An 18,095-nucleotide genomic window follows, 5' to 3' on the forward strand; every position below is an offset into this window, starting at 1 on the left:
CGCCGTCGGGGGGGTTGTTCTGGGTGGTCTCCCCGCCGCTGCGGCCGGCGCCCCGGGGGGGATGCCGGGCGCCCGTGGGCGACGGCTTCGCCGTCCCCGACCTGGCCTTCCTCACCGAGAAGCAGCAGCAGTTGAACGAGATGCTGCGCGAGCGCGCGGCCGCCGCCGGCGCGGCCTACGTGGACACCGCCGCCGCCTCGGCCGGCCACGACATGTGCGCGGGGGAGGCCGGCCGCTGGATCGAGCCCGCCCTGTCGGCGGTGGGCGCCGCCCCGCTGCACCCGAACGCCCGGGGCGAGCGCGGGATGGCGGACGCCGTCCTGGCGGCCGTCCGGCACTAGGGCGCGCCCCGGGCTCCGGCCGTCCGGCGCGGCGCCCGAAGACAGAGCACCGGCCGTCCGCGGGTCAGGGCAGGGACTGCGGACGGCCGGGGCCGTTCGGGGGCCTCAGACCTCGCCGAGGCGGGTGGTGTGCACCGGGATCCGGACCGTCTCGTCGTCCAGGCACTCCCCGGTCGCCAGGTCGAAGCGCTGCTTGAGGAGCGGCGAGGCGACGTACACCCTGCCGTCCGCGGTGGAGCCGACCAGGCCGCGGGAGAGCACGTACGCCCCGGTGAACGGGTCGCGGTTGGCCACCGCGTACAGGCGGTCGGCGCGGTCGCGGAAGACGGCGGCCTGGGTGCCGTCCGGCAGCAGGACGGCGACGCCGCGGCCGGGGGTGAGCCGCTCCCAGTCGCAGACGGTGGTCCAGGTGCGGCCGGTCAGCAGTTCGACGCGGGTGGTGGTGGCGACGGTGGTCATCGGGTCTCCAGGAGCGCGTTGTCGGGGTCGAGGGCGGCGAGCAGCTCCTCCTCGGTGGCGAGGAGCACCAGGTCGGGCTTGATCTGGTCGCGCTCCGGGGTGAACTGGATGCTCGGGTCCGGGACACCGGGGGCGTTGACGAAGGAGACGAAGCGGCGCATCCGGTCCGGGTCGGCCAGGGTGGCGGCCCACTCGTCCTGGTAGTCGGCGACGTGGTGGGCCATCAGGGCCTCCAGGTCGGCGCAGATGCCCAGCGAGTCGTTCACCACCACGTCGCGGACGTGGTCGAGGCCGCCGTCGATGCGCTCCAGCCAGGTGGAGGTGCGCTCCAGCCGGTCGGCGGTGCGGATGTAGAACATCAGGAACCGGTCGATCAGCTTGATCAGCTGCTCGTCGTCGAGGTCCTGGGCGAGCAGGTCCGCGTGGCGCGGGGTGGCACCGCCGTTGCCGCCGACGTACAGGTTCCAGCCGTTGGAGGTGGCGATGATGCCGAAGTCCTTGCCGCGGGCCTCGGCGCACTCGCGGGCGCAGCCGGAGACCGCCGACTTGAGCTTGTGCGGGCTGCGCAGGCCGCGGTAGCGCAGCTCCAGGTGGATCGCCATGGCGACGGAGTCCTGTACGCCGTACCGGCACCAGGTGGAGCCGACGCAGGACTTCACGGTGCGCAGCGACTTGCCGTAGGCGTGGCCGGACTCGAAGCCGGCCGCGACCAGGCGGGACCAGATCTGCGGGAGCTGGTCGACGCTGGCGCCGAAGAGGTCGATCCGCTGACCGCCGGTGATCTTGGTGTAGAGGCCGAAGTCGCGGGCGACCTCGCCGATGACGATGAGCTTCTCCGGGGTGATCTCGCCGCCCGGGATGCGCGGCACGACCGAGTAGGAGCCGTTCTTCTGCAGGTTGGCCAGGAAGTGGTCGTTGGTGTCCTGCAGGGCGGCCTGCTCGCCGTCCAGGATGTGGCCGGAGGCCTCCAGCTCCGGGGCGAGCGAGGCGATGATCGAGCCGACGGTGGGCTTGCAGACCTCGCAGCCCTCGGCGCTCTCGGAGACCCGGCCGTGCTCGGCGAGCAGCTGCCGGTGGGTGGCGATCCGCTTCACCCGGACGATCTCGTACAGCTCGGCGCGGGTGTGCGCGAAGCAGGGGCACAGGCCCTTGTCGACCTCGACGCCGGAGGCCTCCAGCTCGTCGGAGACGATGGTCGAGAGCAGCTTGATGCAGGACCCGCAGCCGGTGCCGGCCTTGGTGCACTTCTTGACCTCGGGCACCGTGGCACAGGAGTGCTCGGTGACGGCCGATCGGACCTGGCCCTTGGTGACGTTGTGGCAGTTGCAGACGACCGCCTCGTCCGGCAGTGCGGAGCTGCCGAGCGACGCGGGGGCGCCCACCCCGGAGGGGAGGACCAGGGACTCGGCGGGCACGGGCAGCGGGTTGCCGGTTCCGGCCAGCGGCCGCAGCGAGGAGTACGCCTCGGCGTCGCCGACCAGGATGCCGCCGAGCAGTGCGCCGTCGGCGGTGACGACCAGCTTCTTGTAGACGCCGGAGCGGGAGTCGGAGTAGACGACGTCCAGCGAGCCCTCGGTGGTGCCGAAGGCGTCGCCGAAGCTGGCCACGTCGACGCCGAGCAGCTTGAGCTTGGTGGAGAGGTCGGCGCCGGTGAACGGCTTGCAGGCCTCGTCGGCGAGCTGCTGGGCGACCGCCTGGGCCATCTCGTAGCCCGGGGCGACCAGGCCGTAGACCCGGCCGTCGACGGCGAGCGCGCACTCGCCGATCGCGAAGACGTGTTCGTCGGAGGTCTTGCAGAACTCGTCGACGGCGATGCCGCCGCGCTCGCCGACGGTGAGGCCGCAGTCGCGGGCCAGCTGGTCGCGGGGGCGGACGCCGGCCGAGAAGATCACCAGGTCGGTCTCCAGGTCGGAGCCGTCGGTGAAGGTCATGCCGCAGGCCCTGCCGTCCTCGACCACGACGGTCTTGGTGCCGACCCCGGTGTGCACGACGACGCCCATCTCCTCGATGGTGCGGCGCAGCGCCTCGCCGCCGCCCTCGTCCACCTGGACGGGCATCAGGCGGGGTGCGAACTCGACCACGTGGGTCTCCAGGCCGAGGCCCTTGAGCGCGCCCGCCGCCTCCAGACCGAGCAGACCGCCGCCGACCACCGCGCCGACGTTCGCGGTCGCCGCGTACGCCTCGATGGCCTCCAGGTCCTCGATGGTCCGGTAGACGAAGCAGCCCTCGGCGTCCTTGCCCTCGACCGGCGGCACGAACGGGTAGGAGCCGGTGGCCAGCACCAGGGTGTCGTAGCCGACGGTGTGGCCGGCCGCGGTGGTGACGGTCTTCGCCGCCCGGTCGATCGAGGCGACGGGGGAGGAGAGGTGCACCTCGAAGCCGTGCGTGTCGGTGAAGCCCTCCTCGGCGAGCAGCAGGTCGTCGGCGGACTTGCCGGAGAAGTACGAGGTCAGGGCGACCCGGTCGTAGGCGTGCCGGGGCTCCTCGGCGAGGACGACCACCCGGTAGCGGTCGGCGGCGCCGGTGTCGGCCAGGGCTTCCAGGAAACGGTGGCCGACCATGCCGTACCCGACCAGGACGACGGTCGGCTTGGTGGTGGTCATCGGGCTGGTGGTCATCGGGCGGGCCCTCCGGTGGTCGTGCTCTGGGTGGTGAGCAGGTGCAGCGGGTGTGCTGACAGGGCCTCGTCGCCCTCCCAGGTGCCGGCGAGGTCGCCGACGGTGCCGAGGTCGCCGAGCAGGACGCCGCCGACCAGGCGGTCGCCGCCCTGCTCGTCGCGGCGGACGATGACCTTGCGGTAGGTGCCGCGGCCGGCGTCGGCGAGCCGGACGACCCGGTCGCCGGGGCCGGCGGGGGCGGTCTCGCCGAACGCGGCGAGGTCCAGCGGCGCCGAGTCGGGGCCGGTCAGGGTGAGCCGGGTGAGCAGCCGGCTGCCCCGGTACGGGGTGTCCTGGCCGCACAGCAGCCGGGCCAGGTGGTCGGCCTGCGCGAGGGCGGGGCCGGCCAGGCCGTAGACGGTGCCGCGGTGCTCGGCGCAGTCGCCGAGGGCGTGCACCGCCGGGTCCGAGGTGCGCAGCCGGTCGTCGACGACGATGCCGCGCCGCACCTCCAGGCCGGCCGCGGCGGCGAGGCCGGTGCGCGGCCGCACCCCGGTGGCGATGACCAGGAGTTCGGCGTCCAGGCGGAAGCCGTCGGCGAGTTCGACGCCGGTGATCCGGCGGTCCTCGGTGAGCGCCGAGCGCACCCGGCACTCGGTGTGCACCTCGACGCCGAGCTCGGCGAGGTGGGCGCGGAGCAGTCCGGCGGCCTCCTCGTCGAGGTGGTGTTCCATCAGGTGCTCGCCCTGGTGGGCCAGCACCACCTGGACGCCGCGGGCGGCGAGCGCCCGGGCCGCGCTCACCCCGAGCAGTCCGCCGCCGACCACCACGGCCTGCCGGACGCCCGGCAGGTGGCCGTCGATCAGCTCGCAGTCGGCCATGGTGCGGAAGGCGAACACCCCGGTGGGGAGTTCGTGCCTCTCCCGCCCGGTCAGAGCGTCGTCGAACAGGCCGCGCAGCGGCGGCAGCACCGGGTTGGAGCCGGTCGCGAGGACCAGGCTGTCGTACCCGACGGCGGCGCCGTCGTCGCACTGCACCAGGCGGTGCTCACGGTCGATCCGGACGGCCCGGGCCCGGCGGCACTCCACCTGCGGGGGGAGTGCCGCCAGGGCCGCGATGTCCGGGGCGTAGCGGCGGGCCAGCACCTCGGCGAGCAGCACCCGGTTGTAGGGGGCGTGCTCCTCCTCGGCCAGCAGCGTCACCCGGCGCGCGCCGTGGGCGGTGAGCTGCTGGGCGAGCCGGTGGCCGGCCATACCGCCGCCGATCACCACGATCCGCGGCTCCGCTGTGCTGTCCGTCGCTGTCATGCCCTTGAGCATGCTTCCCGGAGGTTTCCCGGCCGGGGCCGCTCTGTTTCACGAGCGGAAAGTCGACCTCAGCGGCGCGCGCCGCCGGTTGTGAGCCCCCCGGTCAGGCCAGCTGGGCGGCCTGCAGCCCGGCGTACGCCCCGCCGCTGCGCAGGAGTTCGGCGTGCGAGCCGATCTCGGCGATCCGGCCGCGGTGCATCACCACGATCCGGTCGGCGTTCCTGATCGTGGAGAGCCGGTGGGCGACCACGAACACCGTCCGGCCCTCGACCAGCCGGGCCAGTGCCTGCTGCACCAGCGCCTCGGAACGGGAGTCCAGCGCGGAGGTCGCCTCGTCCAGGATCAGCACCCGCGGGTCGCGGATCAGGGCCCGGGCGATCGCGAGGCGCTGCTTCTGCCCGCCGGACAGCCGGGCGCCGCGCTCGCCGACCACGGTGTCCAGGCCCTGCGGCAGCCGGTCGATGAACTCCAGCGCGTTGGCGTCCCGCAGGGCCGCCCGCACGGTCTCCTCCGGCACGTCCTTCATTCCGTAGGTGACGTTCTCCCGGACGCTGCCCTCGAACAGGATCGACTCCTGCGGCACCACCGACAGGAACTTGCGGTAGCTGCGCAGGTCCAGCCGCTCCATGTCGGTGCCGTCCAGCAGGATCCGGCCCTCGCTCGGGCGCAGGAAGCCGATCAGCAGGTTCAGCACGGTGGACTTGCCCGCGCCGGAGCCGCCGACCAGGGCGATCGTCTCGCCCGGCCGCACGGTGAGGTCGAAGCCGCTCACCGAGGGCTCCTCGCCGCCCGGGTAGGTGTGCCCGACGCCGCGGAACTCGATCCGGCCGGTGACCTTCGCGACCTTCGCCTTGCCGGAGTTCTCCTCCAGGTCGGGCGCCTCCAGCACCTCGCCGACCGAGCGGACGGACGCCAGCCCCTTGCCGAGCTGCGGGGTCAGCGTCAGCAGCGTGGTGACCGAGCCGGTCAGGCTGGAGAAGTACGCGCTGAGCATCACCACCGCGCCCGGGGTGACGTCCAGCCAGCCGTAGTACGCGACCAGCGCCGAGCCGGCCAGGCAGCCCACCCCGATCGCGTTCAGCAGGATCCAGGCGAGCGAGCCGAACCGGCCGTTGAGCAGGTCCAGGCGCAGCCCGGCGTCCAGCACCCGGCCGAGCGTGCGGTCCACCCGGCGCAGCGCGGTCCGCTCCAGCCCGTGCGCCCGGGTGATCGGGATCAGCGTCGTCATCTCGCCGATCCGGGAGGACAACTGCTCGACCTCCTGCCGGAAGGACTCGTTCTGGCTGCGCAGCCGCTCCCGCAGCCGGACGACCAGCAGCGCCGCGGCCGGCACGATCACCAGGAACACCGGCAGGAAGGCCGGCGTCTGCACCCCGATGACGACCAGGCCGCCGGTCAGCGTGGCGATCGCGGCGAGCCCGTTGTCCGCGGTCTGCTGCGAGGCGTTCTCGATGCCCTCGACGTCGCGGATCACCTTGGCCTGCAGCACACCGGCGCTCACCCGCGAGTGGTAGCCGATCGACAGCTGCTGCATCCGGTGGCACAGCGCCGAGCGCAGCCGGGTGCCCATCCGCCGGATCGAGCCGTGCATCCAGTGCACGTACAGCAGGTGCAGCGGCAGGTTGAGCAGCAGGATCACCAGCAGCACCGCGGAGTTCCACCACAGCACCGAGATCGGCCGGTGCCGGACGACCACGTCCACGATGTTCGCGGTGATCAGCGGCAGCAGCCAGACCGGGGCGTGCTTCGCCAGGAAGACGGCCACCGCCGCGGCGACGCGGCCGCGGTCGGGCCGGAAGAGGTAGAAGAGGGTGCGGACGGGGTGCTCGCCGCGGTAGCGGTGGCTGAGCGGTCCCTGGGGCAGCGCCATGAACGGTTCCTGGGGGAGGAGTTCGGTGCGGGGGTGGCACCATCCTGGCAGTCCGGTGCCGCCCCCGGGTGGCCGGAACCGGACACCGCCGGGCCCGGCCGCGCCTCACTCCGCCGGACCGGCCGGCTCCAGCCGCACCGCGCAGGCCTTGAACTCCGGCATCCGCGACACCGGGTCCAGCGCCGGATTGGTGTGCACGTTGGCATTGGCCGCGCCCGGCCAGTGGAACGGCATGAACACGGTGTCCGGCCGGATCGCGGTGGTGAGCCGGGCGGGGGTGACGGTCCGTCCGCGCCGGCTCACCACCGCCACCCGCTCGCCGTCGCGCACCCCGAGCCGCTCGGCGAGCCTCGGGTGCAGTTCGACGAACGCACCGGGCGCGGCCGCGTTCAGCTCGGCCACCCGGCGGGTCTGCGCACCGGACTGGTACTGCGCCAGCACCCGGCCCGTGGTCAGGCGCACCGGGTACTCCTCGTCCGGCTCCTCACCCGCCGGGCGGTGCTGCACGGGCGTGAACCGGGCCCGCCCGTCCGGTGTGGCGAACCGGTCCAGGAACAGCCGCGGGGTGCCCGGGTGCTCCGCCGACGGGCACGGCCAGAACACCCCGTCCTCGGCCTCGATCCGCTCGTAGCTGATCCCCGCGTAGTCGGCGGCGCCCCCGGCCGAGGCCCGCCGCAGCTCCTCGAAGGCCTTCTCCGGCTCGGTCGGGAAGCCCTCCCCGTGGCCCAGCCGCGCGGCGAGGGCGTGCAGCACGTCCAGGTCGCTGCGCACCCCCTCCGGCGCGTCCACGGCCTTGCGGCGCAGGATGACCCGGCCCTCCAGGTTGGTCATCGTGCCGGTCTCCTCCGCCCACTGCGTCACCGGCAGCACCACGTCCGCCAGCGCCGCCGTCTCGGAGAGCACCACGTCGCTGACGGCCAGGAAGTCCAGCGACCGCAGCCGCTCGGCCACGTGCGTCGAACGCGGCGCCGACACCACCGGGTTGGAGCCCGCCAGCAGCAGCGTCCGCACCTCGGTGCCGAGCGAGTCCAGCAGCTCGTACGCGCTGCGCCCCGGCGCCGGCAGCGCGTCCGGGTCGACGCCCCACACCGCGGCCACGTGCGCCCGCGCCGCCGGGTCGTCCAACTTCCGGTAGCCGGGCAGCTGGTCGGCCTTCTGGCCGTGCTCGCGGCCGCCCTGGCCGTTGCCCTGCCCGGTGAGGCAGCCGTACCCGGCGTACGGGCGGCCCGCGTTGCCGGTGGCCAGGCACAGGTTGATCCAGGCGCTGACCGTGTCCGTGCCCTTCGCCTGCTGCTCCGGGCCGCGGGCGGTCAGCACCATGCCGGTCGCGGCGTCGCAGAACATCGACACCGCCTCCCGCAGCTGCGGCACCGGCACCCCGGTCACCGACTCGACGTGCTCGGGCCAGTGCGCCATCGCCACCGCGCGGGTCTCGGCCCAGCCGGTGGTCCGCTCGGCGATGAACTCCTCGTCGGTGCGGCCGCCGGCGACCACCAGGTGCAGCAGGCCGAGCGCCAGCGCCAGGTCGGTGCCGGGCCGCGGGGCGAGGTGCAGGTCGGCGAGCTCGGCGGTGCGGGTGCGCCGCGGGTCGACGACGATCAGCCTCCCGCCGTTCTCCTGCAGTTCGCGCAGGTAGCGGACGAAGGGCGGCATGGTCTCCGCCGGATTGCCGCCGACCAGGATCACGCAGCCCGCCCGCGGGACGTCCTCGACCGGGAACGGCAGCCCGCGGTCCAGCCCGAACGCCCGGATCCCGCCGGCCGCCGCCGAGGACATGCAGAACCGGCCGTTGTAGTCGATCGCCGAGGTGCGCAGCACCACCCGGGCGAACTTGCCCAGCAGGTACGCCTTCTCGTTGGTCAGCCCGCCGCCGCCGAACACCCCGACGGCGTCCCTGCCGTGCGCGGCGGCCGTCGCGGCGACCGCCGCGGCGATCCGGTCCAGCGCCTCGTCCCAGGAGGCCGGGCGCAGCTCGCCGCCGGTCCGTACCAGCGGCGTGGTCAGCCGGGCGCCGGGCGCCAGCACCGCGGCGGCGTTCGCGCCCTTGCCGCAGAGCGCACCCCGGTTCACCGGGAACGCGGGCCGCTCCACCACGGCGACCGGGACGGGCCCGCCGGTGCGGCGCAGCCCCATGCCGCACTGCAGCGCGCAGTACGGGCAGTGGGTGTCGGTGGCGGCATCGTTCATGTCCCCACCGTGCTACGGCGCTGTTTCGCCGCCGCGGCCCGCAGGTTACGGCCCCCGCACACCGACCTCACCGGCCCGCCGAACGGCTGTGAGGCGGCCGTCCCGGCCTCTCAGCGGGGCGGCCGGCGGCTGTGAGGCCCGGGAAACCAGTCGTGACCACCGGGCAACGGCGGGGAAACAGCGGTGGGTGACGCTGGAGCGCATGACGCCGATCCCCACCCTCGCCGCCGCCCCCACGCCGCAGGCGACCCGGCGGGCTGCTCCGCCCCGGGCCGCCGCCCTGCGGGTCCTGCACGCGCCCCGCCGCCCGGCCCTGGTGCTGGTCGCGCACGGCTCCCGCGACCCCGCCGCCGGAGCGGAGATCGCCCGCCTGCTGGACCGGCTGCGCGCCGCGAGACCCGAACTCGACGTCCGGCTCGGCCACCTCGGCCTCAACGCCCCGCTGCTGCCCGAGGTGCTGGACACCCTGAGCGGCCCGGCCGTCCTCGTCCCGCTGCTGCTCGGCCGCGGCTACCACGCCAAGGTCGACATCCCCGCCGCCCTCGCCGCCGCCCCGCAGGTCAGCGGCGCGGTCGCGGCCCCGCTCGGCCCGCACCCGCTGCTCGCCGAGGCCCTCGCCGCCCGGCTCGCCGAGGCCGGCTGGCGCCGCGGCGCCGACGGCCGCGACGCCGTCGTCCTCGCCGCCTCCGGCTCCCGCGACGCGGACGCCGCCCTCGACACCCAGGAGCAGGCGCGCCTGCTCGCCCTCCGCCTCGGCGTGCCCGTCCACCCCGGCTACGTCGCCGCGGGCGGCCCCAGCGTCGCCGAGACCGTGGCCCGCCTCACCGCCGAGGGCCGCCGCCCCGCCGTGGCCGGCTACTTCACCGCCCCCGGCGACTTCGCCCGCCTCGCGGCCGCCGCCGGCGCCCCCCTCGCCTCCGCCCCGCTCGGAGCCCACGACGCCGTCGTCCGGCTCGTCCTGGAGCGCTACCGCAGCTGCGTCCCGGCGCTCCTCCCCACCGCCGCCTGACACCTCGGGCACGCCCGTCAGGGCCCGGTGCGCGACTCCCCACCGCTGTGCGAGAGTTGCCCGCATGGCCGCCCCCAGAAGCGCCGACTCCGCCGCCGCGCCCGTCCGCCTGCCCGACGTCCTCCGCTTCCTCACCGAGATCGTCGCCTGGGTCGCCGCCCCCTGGGCGCTCGCCGGCGTCTCGCCCTGGCTCTCCGCCGTGGCCCTGCTCGTCCTGATTGGCCTGCCCGCCGTCCTCGCCACCCCCGGCGACAAGACCCAGGTGCTCGTTCCCGTCCCCGGGTACGTCACCGTCGGCCTCGTCCTGCTGGAGCTGGCCGCCGCCGTCGCCGGCGCCTGGGCGGTCTGGCCCGCGTGGGCGGCCGTCCCGGTGACCGTCCTCGCCGCCGCCTGCCTGGTCACCGAACAGCCCCGGTGGCGCCGACTCCTGGCCACCCGGCCGTAGCGCGGCGCATCCCTGGATGTCGGTCAGCGGGCGTACCGTGGCGGGTATATGGACGACACCACGCCGTACGACCCCGCCGCCGAGGCCCGCTGGGTGCCCGAGCCGGACAAGCGCCCCGGCCGCACCGCCTTCCAGCGCGACCGCGCCCGGGTGCTCCACTCCGCCGCGCTGCGCCGGCTCGCCGGCACCACCCAGGTGGTCGCCCCGCTGCAGAGCGACTTCCCGCGGACGAGACTGACCCACTCCCTGGAGTGCGCCCAGGTCGGCCGCGAGCTCGGCGCCGCCCTCGGCTGCGACCCGGACCTCGTGGAGACCGGCTGCCTCGCCCACGACCTCGGCCACCCGCCGTTCGGCCACACCGGCGAGGAGGCCCTCGACCAGGCGGCCCGCGAGTGCGGCGGCTTCGAGGGCAACGCCCAGTCGCTGCGCATCCTGACCCGCCTGGAGCCCAAGCGCTTCGCCCCGGCCGACGAGAGCCTCGCCCGGCTCGCCCCCCGGCCCGGCCGCAGCGTCGGCCTCAACCTCACCCGCGCCGCGCTGGACGCCGCCACCAAGTACCCGTGGGCGCGCGGCCGGCACCCCGCCGACCCGTCCTCCACCAAGTACGGCGTGTACGGCGACGACCTGCCGGTCTTCCGCTGGCTGCGGGCCGGCGCGCCGGACGGCCGCAAGTGCTTCGAGGCCACCGTGATGGACTGGTCCGACGACGTCGCCTACTCCACCCACGACGTCGAGGACGGCCTGCAGGCCGGCCACATCGAGCCGGCCGCGCTGCGCTCCGCCGAGGAGCGCACCGAACTCTTCAAGATCGCCGAGCGGTACGCCCCGGACGCCGCCCCCGCCGAGTTCGCGGAGGCCCTGGACCGCCTGCAGGCGCAGGACTGGTGGCCGCGCGGCTACGACGGCAGCGCCCGCTCCCGGGCCGGCCTCAAGGACCTCACCTCCCAGCTCATCGGCCGGTTCTGCCTGGCCGCCGAGCAGGCCACCCGGGCCCGCTACGGCCCCGGCCGGCTCACCCGGTACGCCGCCGAGCTGGTCGTGCCCCGGCCGGTCCGGCTGGAGTGCGCGGTGCTCAAGGCGGTCGCCGTCCGCTACGTCATGCAGCGCGACGAGCAGGCCCAGCTCCGCTCCCGGCAGCGGATCGTCATCGCCGAGCTCGCCGACGCGCTCACCCGCGGCGCCCCGCACGGCCTCGACCCGGTCTTCGCCGCCGTGTACGAGGAGGCCGAGGACGACCGGGCCGCGCTGCGCGCCGTGATCGACCAGATCGCCGTCCTCACCGACGCCTCCGCCCTCGCCCTGCACGCCCGGCTCGTCCTGCACCGCTGACCCCGCCGTTCCCGCCCGGTCGCCTACACTTCACGGGTGGCCGGGCGGATCAGGGACGAGGATGTGCAGGCGGTGCGCAGCGCACTGCCGATCGACGCCGTGGTCGGCGACTACGTGCAGCTCGTCAACGGTGGCGGTGCGCAGCTGAAGGGCGTCTGCCCCTTCCACGACGAGAAGTCCGCCTCGTTCTACGTGCACCCCGGCAAGGGCGTCTTCAACTGCTTCGGCTGCGGCGAGGCCGGCGACACCATCTCCTTCCTGATGAAGATCGAGCACTGCTCGTTCGCCGAGGCCGTCGAGCGGATGGCCGCCCAGGCCGGCATCACCCTGCGCTACGAGGAGGGCGGCTACTCGCCGCGCCACCAGCAGGGCGAGCGGACCCGCCTGGTCGAGGCGCACAAGGCCGCCGCCGCCTGGTACGAGGAGCAGCTCGCCTCCCCGGAGGCCGAGATCGGCCGGCGCTTCCTCGCCGAGCGCGGCTTCGACGAGGCGGCCGCCAAGCACTTCGGCGTGGGCTACGCCCCGGTCGGCTGGGAGCACCTCGTCCGGTACCTGCGCGGCAAGGGCTTCACCGACAAGGAGATCCTGCTCGGCGGCCTCGCCTCGAAGGGGCAGCGCGGCGGCCTGATCGACCGCTTCCGCGGCCGGCTGATCTGGCCGATCCGGGACACCGCCGGCGAGGTCATCGGCTTCGGCGCGCGCCGGCTGCGCGAGGACGACAACGGCCCCAAGTACCTCAACACCCCCGAGACGCCGCTCTACAAGAAGTCCCAGGTCCTGTACGGCATCGACCTGGCCCGCAAGGAGATCGCCAAGTCCGGCCGGGCGGTGGTCGTCGAGGGCTACACCGATGTGATGGCCTGCCACCTCGCAGGCGTGGAGACCGCGGTGGCCACCTGTGGCACCTCCTTCGGCGAGGAGCACATCAAGGTGATCCGCCGCTTCCTGATGGACACCTCCCACACCGCCAATGGTTTGGGGCGCGGAGAGACGGTCTTCACCTTCGACGGCGACGCCGCCGGGCAGAAGGCCGCGCTGCGCGCCTTCGAGGACGACCAGAAGTTCGCCGCCCGCACCTCGATCGCCATCACCCCCGGCGGCATGGACCCGTGCGAGCTGCGCCTGGCCAAGGGCGACGACGCGGTCCGCGAGCTGATCGAGAACCCCGTCCCGCTCTTCGAGTTCGCGCTCCGGCAGGCCGTCGCCCGGCACCGGGTGGACACCGCGGAGGGCCGCGCCGCCGCCCTGGAGGAGGCCTCCCGGATCATCGTCCGGATCAAGGACCGCTCCATCCAGCACGAGTACGCCGTCCAGCTGGCCGGCATGCTCGGCATCCTCGACGAGCAGTTCGTCGTCCGCCGAATCGGCCAACTCGCCCGCTGGCAGCGGGAGAACCAGCAGAACGGGCAGACCCGCCCGGCCGCCCGCCGGGGCGAGAGCGCGCCGCAGCCCGTCCGCCCCGCGCAGCCCGCGTACCGGCTGAACCCTCGCGACCCGGCCCAGTTCGTCGAGCGCGAGCTGATCAAACTCGCCCTCCAGCACCCCGAGTTGGTCAGCCCCGCGTTCGACCAGTACGGCGAGGACGAGTTCCCCACCCCGCCGTACCAGGCCGTCCGCCGGGCGATCGGCCAGGCCGGCGGCGCGGCCTACGGCGCGGCCCTGCCGGACTTCACCGGCGCCGTCCGCGAGGCCTGCCCCGACGACGACGTCCGCCGCCTCGTCCTGGAGCTGACGGTCGAGCCGATCCGCTCCCGGCGCAAGGCCGACGAGATCTACGCCGGCGAGTTCCTGGTCAAGCTCCGCCTGCAGGCCGTCGACCGGCGGGTCGCCGAGGCCCGCGGCCACCTCCAGCGGCTCGGCAGCCGCGCCTCCGCCGAGGAGGTCAACGCCGTGCAGAGCGAGCTGTACGCCCTCCAGCAGTACGGTCACCAGCTCCGCTCCCGCGGCTCCGCCGCCCTGTAGACACCCCGGGCTGTCCGTACATCTTCACGAAAGCGCTGCACGAGTCTCGGCCCCGGGTGTGGCGTGGCCCACACTGGTGGGTATCCCAGTCCCGTGTGGCGCGGCGTCCCCCAGCTGCCGCGCGCGGCCCCGAAGGGATTCCCGTGGAGCTAGCAGCAGCCCGCCGGCCCCAGGCCGTCGCCCCCGACGACGGCACCGTGCACGACCGCGCCGCCGGCCCGCCCGACGCGGAGAGCCGGGTGCCCCCACAGGCCGGCCCGCCGGGGGCCGAGGACGCCCCGCACGCGCCCGAACCGGCCGCCGGGGCCGACCGGAGCGCCGACGCCGCCGAGGAGCGGGACACCGAGGCCCGTACCCCCCTGCCTGCCCTGGACGACGCCACCGGCCCCGCCGCCGACCTGTTCCGCCAGTACCTGCGCGAAATCGGCCGGATCCGGCTGCTCACCGCCGAGGAGGAGGTCGACCTGGCCTGCCGGATCGAGGCCGGGCTGTTCGCCGAGGAGGCCCTGGACCGCGCCGCCGCCGGCGGCGAGCCCCTGGACGGCACCCTCGCCGGCGACCTCGACCGCCTGGTGGTGATCGGCCGGATCGCCAAACGCCGCCTGATCGAGGCCAACCTCCGCCTGGTGGTCTCGGTCGCCAAGCGGTACGTCGGCCGCGGCCTGACCCTGCTCGACCTCGTCCAGGAGGGCAACCTCGGCCTGATCCGCGCCGTCGAGAAGTTCGACTACGCCCGCGGCTACAAGTTCTCCACCTACGCGACCTGGTGGATCCGCCAGGCGATGAGCCGGGCGCTGGCCGACCAGGCCCGCACCATCCGCGTCCCGGTGCACGTGGTGGAGCAGATCAACCGGGTGCTGCGGGTGCAGCGGACGATGCTCCAGGAGCACGGCCGGGAGCCCACCGCGGCCGAGGTCGGGCTGGCCGTGCAGCTGCCCGCGGAACGGGTCCGCGAGGTGCTGCGGCTCGCCCAGGAGCCGGTCTCGCTGCACACCCCGGTCGGCGAGGAGGACGACGTCGCGCTCGGCGACCTGATCGAGGACGCCGACGCCGCCTCGCCCGCGGAGAGCGCCGCCCTGCTGCTGCTCCGCGAGCACTTGGACGCCGTCCTCGCCACCCTCGGCGAGCGGGAGCGCCAGGTCGCCCGGCTGCGCTACGGCCTGGACGACGGCCGGCCGCGCACCCTGGAGGAGATCGGCACGCTGTTCGGCGTCACCCGGGAGCGGATCCGGCAGATCGAGTCCAAGGCGCTCGGCAAGCTCCGCGCGCACGCCTACGCCGACCAGCTCCGCGCCTACCTCGACTGACCGACCGACCGGCTGCCCGACCGGCTGCCCGCCGGGCCCTCAGCCGGTGGTGGCCGTCTCCGGGTGGATCTGCTCGCGGACCGCCTTGAACTGCTGGCGCACCGCGTTGCCGATCGGCAGGTCCTGGTCCGGGTCGGGGGTCAGCGTCACCACCTCGGGCAGCTCCCACTGCGGGGGCTCCGGGGTGCGGGCCAGCGCCCAGGCGGCCTGCCGCGCCGCGCCGCGCGCCGCGTGCGCCCCGGGCGGCGGGATCACCACCGGCACGCCGAACAGCTGGCGTGCCACCTCCCGGACGGCCGGCAGCCGCCCGACCGCGCCCAGCAGGAACACCCGGCCGACCGGGACGCCGTGCCCGCGCAGCACGTCCAGCGCCTCGGCGACGTTGCACAGCATGCCCTCGACGGCGGCCCGGGCCAGGTGCTGAGGGCCCATCGACTCGGCCCGAAGCCCCGTCAGGGTGCCCGCCGCATGCGGCAGTTTCGGGGTGCGCTCGCCGTCCAGGTAGGGCAGCAGCACCAGCCCGTACGACCCGGGGGAGGACTGCAGCGCGAGGTCGCTCAGCGCCTCCAGGTCGCAGCCGAGCATCGCGGCGGTCGAGCGCAGCACCTGGGCGGCGTTCAGGGTGCCGGCCATCGGCAGGTGACGGCCGGTGGCGTCGGCGAAGGAGGAGATCGCGCCGGTGACGTCGACCACGGCCTGCTCGTGCACGGCGAAGATGGTGCCGTTGCCGCCGAGCGAGACCACCGCGTCGCCGGGGCGCAGGCCGAGGCCCAGCGCGGCGGCCATGTTGTCGCCGGTGCCGGCCGAGATCAGCAGCCCCTCGGGGGTGTGCCCAGCGGGCTCGGCCGGGCCGAGCACGTCCGGGACGCGTAGTTCGTGGCCGATCGCGAGCTTGATCAGGTCCTGCCGGTACTCGCCGGTGACCGGCGACCAGTAGCCGGTGCCGGAGGCGTCGCCGCGGTCGGTGGTGCGCCGCCTGGGGTGGCCGAGCAGCTGCCAGATCAGCCAGTCGTGCGGCAGCAGCACCTCGGCGATCCGCTTCGCCGACACCGGCTCGAACTCGGCCAGCCAGCGCAGCTTGGCGATGGTGTACGTGGGGGAGGGCACCGACCCGATCGCCTCCACCCACGGGGCCGGGCCGCCGAGCGCGTCGATGAGCGCGGCGGCGGCACCGGCCGAGCGGGGGTCGTTCCACAGCAGTGCGGGGCGGACCAGCACCCCGCCCGCGTCGAGTCCGATCAGGCCGTGCTGCTGGGCCGAGACGCCGATCGCGGTGACGCCCTCCAGCAGGCCCCCGGTGGCCGCGTCGCCGAGCGAGTGCAGCCAGGTCTGCGGATCCACCTCGGTGCCGCGGGCGTCGGCCCCCTCCGGGAGCGGGTGCGGGGCCTTTCCGTCCCGCAGCACGGCACCGGTCTCGGCGTCGCACGCGACGATCCTGGTGCGAGTGGTGGAACTGTCGATGCCCGCAACGATGGCCATGATGCGATCATGCCTCAGCCGACGGCCCCGGCGCGGGCGGCCGCGTCAAGTGTTGCCCAGTCGGTACAGGATCCGCGGAGATCCGGTGTGCGCCCGCCGCTACGGGCGGACGGTGCCCCAGCTGTCGTCCGTCGCGTGCTGGCGCTGGAACGCCGAGACCCGGTCGGTGACGGCGTTCGGCAGCTTGTCGCCGACCTTGTCCGCGACCGCCCCGGCCGCCTTGCCGGCCACCTGGCCGGCCTGCTGCTTGGCCTTGCCCGCGGCGTCCTGGACCTTCGGATTCTGCGAGACCTTCTGGGCGGTCCGGACGATCTGTTCGTACCGCTGCCGGCCCGCCTTGGCGCCGAGGACGTAGCCGACCCCGACCCCCATGATGAACGTCACCTTCCACATGCTCTGCTCTCCGCCCTTCCACACGGTCGTCTGCCGCGTTGCGCCTACCCGTCGTGCCCGGCGGCGAACCGCCCCGGCGGCGGCTGCCCGCAGGGCCGGGTGCCCGCCGTGCACCAGCATCCCCGGCCGCGCGGACGGGCGCGCGCGGGGCGCGCCGGGCGGGGGCACCGGCCTGCCCCGGCGGGCGCCCGGCGAAAGCGATTGGCGGAGCACCCCCCTCAGTGCGCTAATGTATGTCCCGCAGCGAGCGCCGAGAGCCCGGGAGATCCGGGGGTCGAGGCGGAAGCTCGATCCCCCATAGCTCAATTGGCAGAGCAGCCGACTGTTAATCGGCAGGTTATTGGTTCGAGTCCAATTGGGGGAGCTCCGGGACGGCCTTCACGGTCTCCCGTTCGTTTGCGGTACCAGCAGTCCCCCATAGCTCAATTGGCAGAGCAGCCGACTGTTAATCGGCAGGTTATTGGTTCGAGTCCAATTGGGGGAGCTTCACCCGGAGTGCCGGGTGATCAGCGCAGAGCGAAGGCCCTTCGGTGCAGCCGAGGGGTTTTCGTGTTTCCCGGGCGCTTTCCGGCCGCCGCCGGGCCGGCTCAGGCGGTCGCCCGCCGGTAGAGCGCGGCCACCCGGTCGTCGAAGGTCACGCTGTACGAGACCTCGTCCTCGTAGCCGCCCTGCTGGTAGCCGCCGATCACACCGACCACCGTGCCGTCCGTGGTCAGCCAGGGGCTGCCGCTGGTGCCCACGCTGTAGCCGGTGCAGCGGAAGCTCTCCTGGGTGGGGCTCTGCGAGGCCGTCCGGGTGGCGCAGGTGATCGGCTCCTCGCTGTCGTTGGGGTAGCCGGTGACCGCGACCGGCAGGCCGAAGCCGCGGCCGGTGCCGAGCCGGTTGCCGCCGAGCACGTCCTCGATCTCCTCGCCGTCGACGTCGGCGACGGTGAGGAAGGCCACGTCGTACTCCGGGTCCTCGGAGGCCGTCCAGTGCTCGTCGACGGTGATCGCGGTGAGCGGCCAGATGCCGTAGGGGGTGCGGCCGTCGCGGAAGCCGGGGGCGAAGACCAGGCCCTGCTCGCGGCCCCGGTCCAGGGTCTCCACGCAGTGCGCGGCGGTCACCAGCGTGTTGTGCCCGGGGCTGCTGACCACGCTGGCGGTGCACATCCGGGGGCCGTCGGCGCTGCCGAGGAAGAGCGCGCCGATCCGGTCGCTCGCCGCGTCCCGGGGTGCCGGGTGGGAGCTGGGGGTCTCGGGTCCACCGCCGGGCCAGGCGCAGGCGGCGGCCGTCAGCTGGACGGCCGCGAGCAGCAGTGCCAGGGCGCCGGTGCGCCGCCTGCGTGCCATCGCCTGTCTCGCTTCCCTCGCCGCCGAGCCGCGGATGCGGGCCCCCGCAAGATCTAATCAGGACCCTCCGGGGCGGCGC

13 protein-coding genes, 2 tRNA genes and 1 pseudogene are annotated in these 18,095 nt (G+C 74.6%); 8 read left to right on the plus strand and 8 right to left on the minus strand.

Annotated elements, in window-relative coordinates; all coding sequences use genetic code 11:
- Positions 1–341 (plus strand): annotated as a pseudogene (locus AB0P35_RS26185) (SGNH/GDSL hydrolase family protein); the annotation flags it as partial.
- A 105-nt stretch (positions 342–446) separates the two neighbouring features.
- On the opposite strand, the gene nirD reads toward AB0P35_RS26185, so the two are convergent.
- The 5 genes from nirD to AB0P35_RS26210 form a co-directional block, all read right to left on the minus strand.
- A complete protein-coding gene (gene nirD, locus AB0P35_RS26190) occupies positions 447–800 on the minus strand; it encodes a nitrite reductase small subunit NirD (protein ID WP_095874969.1) in 354 nt (117 codons plus the stop codon).
- On the minus strand, positions 797–3,418 hold the full coding sequence (gene nirB / locus AB0P35_RS26195) for a nitrite reductase large subunit NirB (protein WP_363515078.1): 2,622 nt from the start codon (positions 3,416–3,418) through the stop codon (positions 797–799). The genes nirD and nirB overlap by 4 nt, the downstream gene beginning before the upstream one ends.
- The gene (locus AB0P35_RS26200) at positions 3,415–4,704 is read right to left on the minus strand and encodes an FAD-dependent oxidoreductase (RefSeq protein WP_363515080.1); all 1,290 of its coding nucleotides are present in this window, start codon (positions 4,702–4,704) and stop codon (positions 3,415–3,417) included. Before AB0P35_RS26200 ends, nirB begins: the two co-directional genes overlap by 4 nt.
- A gap of 103 nt (positions 4,705–4,807) precedes the next feature.
- Positions 4,808–6,574, minus strand: a complete 1,767-nt coding sequence (locus tag AB0P35_RS26205; protein WP_363515082.1) for an ABC transporter ATP-binding protein — start codon at positions 6,572–6,574, stop codon at positions 4,808–4,810.
- Positions 6,575–6,679: 105 nt separating this feature from the next.
- Positions 6,680–8,761, minus strand: coding sequence for a molybdopterin oxidoreductase family protein (locus AB0P35_RS26210; protein WP_363515084.1), 2,082 nt, complete (start codon positions 8,759–8,761; stop codon positions 6,680–6,682).
- A gap of 202 nt (positions 8,762–8,963) precedes the next feature.
- Here AB0P35_RS26210 and AB0P35_RS26215 point away from each other — a divergent pair, with 202 nt between their 5' ends.
- The 5 genes from AB0P35_RS26215 (at position 8,964) to AB0P35_RS26235 (ending at position 14,813) form a co-directional block, all read left to right on the plus strand.
- Entirely contained in the window at positions 8,964–9,770 is an 807-nt protein-coding gene (locus tag AB0P35_RS26215; protein WP_363515086.1) for a CbiX/SirB N-terminal domain-containing protein, read from the plus strand.
- A gap of 64 nt (positions 9,771–9,834) precedes the next feature.
- A complete protein-coding gene (locus AB0P35_RS26220; RefSeq protein ID WP_363515088.1) occupies positions 9,835–10,215 on the plus strand; it encodes a hypothetical protein in 381 nt (126 codons plus the stop codon).
- Positions 10,216–10,263: 48 nt separating this feature from the next.
- A complete protein-coding gene (locus AB0P35_RS26225; RefSeq protein WP_095874975.1) occupies positions 10,264–11,544 on the plus strand; it encodes a deoxyguanosinetriphosphate triphosphohydrolase in 1,281 nt (426 codons plus the stop codon).
- 36 nt (positions 11,545–11,580) lie between these two features.
- Positions 11,581–13,506 carry a DNA primase gene (gene dnaG / locus AB0P35_RS26230; protein WP_363515090.1) on the plus strand — a complete coding sequence of 642 codons (1,926 nt, stop codon included), beginning with the start codon at positions 11,581–11,583 and terminating at the stop codon, positions 13,504–13,506.
- Positions 13,507–13,643: 137 nt separating this feature from the next.
- Positions 13,644–14,813: a sigma-70 family RNA polymerase sigma factor gene (locus tag AB0P35_RS26235; protein ID WP_363515212.1), complete on the plus strand. Its 1,170-nt coding sequence runs from the start codon at positions 13,644–13,646 to the stop codon at positions 14,811–14,813.
- A gap of 39 nt (positions 14,814–14,852) precedes the next feature.
- Here AB0P35_RS26235 and AB0P35_RS26240 read toward each other — a convergent pair whose 3' ends face one another.
- Both AB0P35_RS26240 and AB0P35_RS26245 read right to left on the minus strand, forming a co-directional pair.
- On the minus strand, positions 14,853–16,292 hold the full coding sequence (locus AB0P35_RS26240) for an FGGY family carbohydrate kinase (RefSeq protein WP_363515093.1): 1,440 nt from the start codon (positions 16,290–16,292) through the stop codon (positions 14,853–14,855).
- A gap of 99 nt (positions 16,293–16,391) precedes the next feature.
- The gene (locus tag AB0P35_RS26245; protein ID WP_363515096.1) at positions 16,392–16,676 is read right to left on the minus strand and encodes a hypothetical protein; all 285 of its coding nucleotides are present in this window, start codon (positions 16,674–16,676) and stop codon (positions 16,392–16,394) included.
- A gap of 300 nt (positions 16,677–16,976) precedes the next feature.
- Between AB0P35_RS26245 and AB0P35_RS26250 the strand changes: the two genes are divergently transcribed.
- Positions 16,977–17,049, plus strand: a tRNA-Asn gene (locus AB0P35_RS26250).
- A 47-nt stretch (positions 17,050–17,096) separates the two neighbouring features.
- Positions 17,097–17,169: transfer RNA gene (locus AB0P35_RS26255), tRNA-Asn, on the plus strand.
- A gap of 103 nt (positions 17,170–17,272) precedes the next feature.
- Here AB0P35_RS26255 and AB0P35_RS26260 read toward each other — a convergent pair.
- A complete protein-coding gene (locus AB0P35_RS26260; RefSeq protein WP_363515099.1) occupies positions 17,273–18,016 on the minus strand; it encodes a trypsin-like peptidase domain-containing protein in 744 nt (247 codons plus the stop codon).
- Between the last annotated feature and the right edge of the window lie 79 nt (positions 18,017–18,095).

This window comes from Kitasatospora sp. NPDC085879 (assembly GCF_040686255.1).
Taxonomy (GTDB): domain Bacteria; phylum Actinomycetota; class Actinomycetes; order Streptomycetales; family Streptomycetaceae; genus Kitasatospora.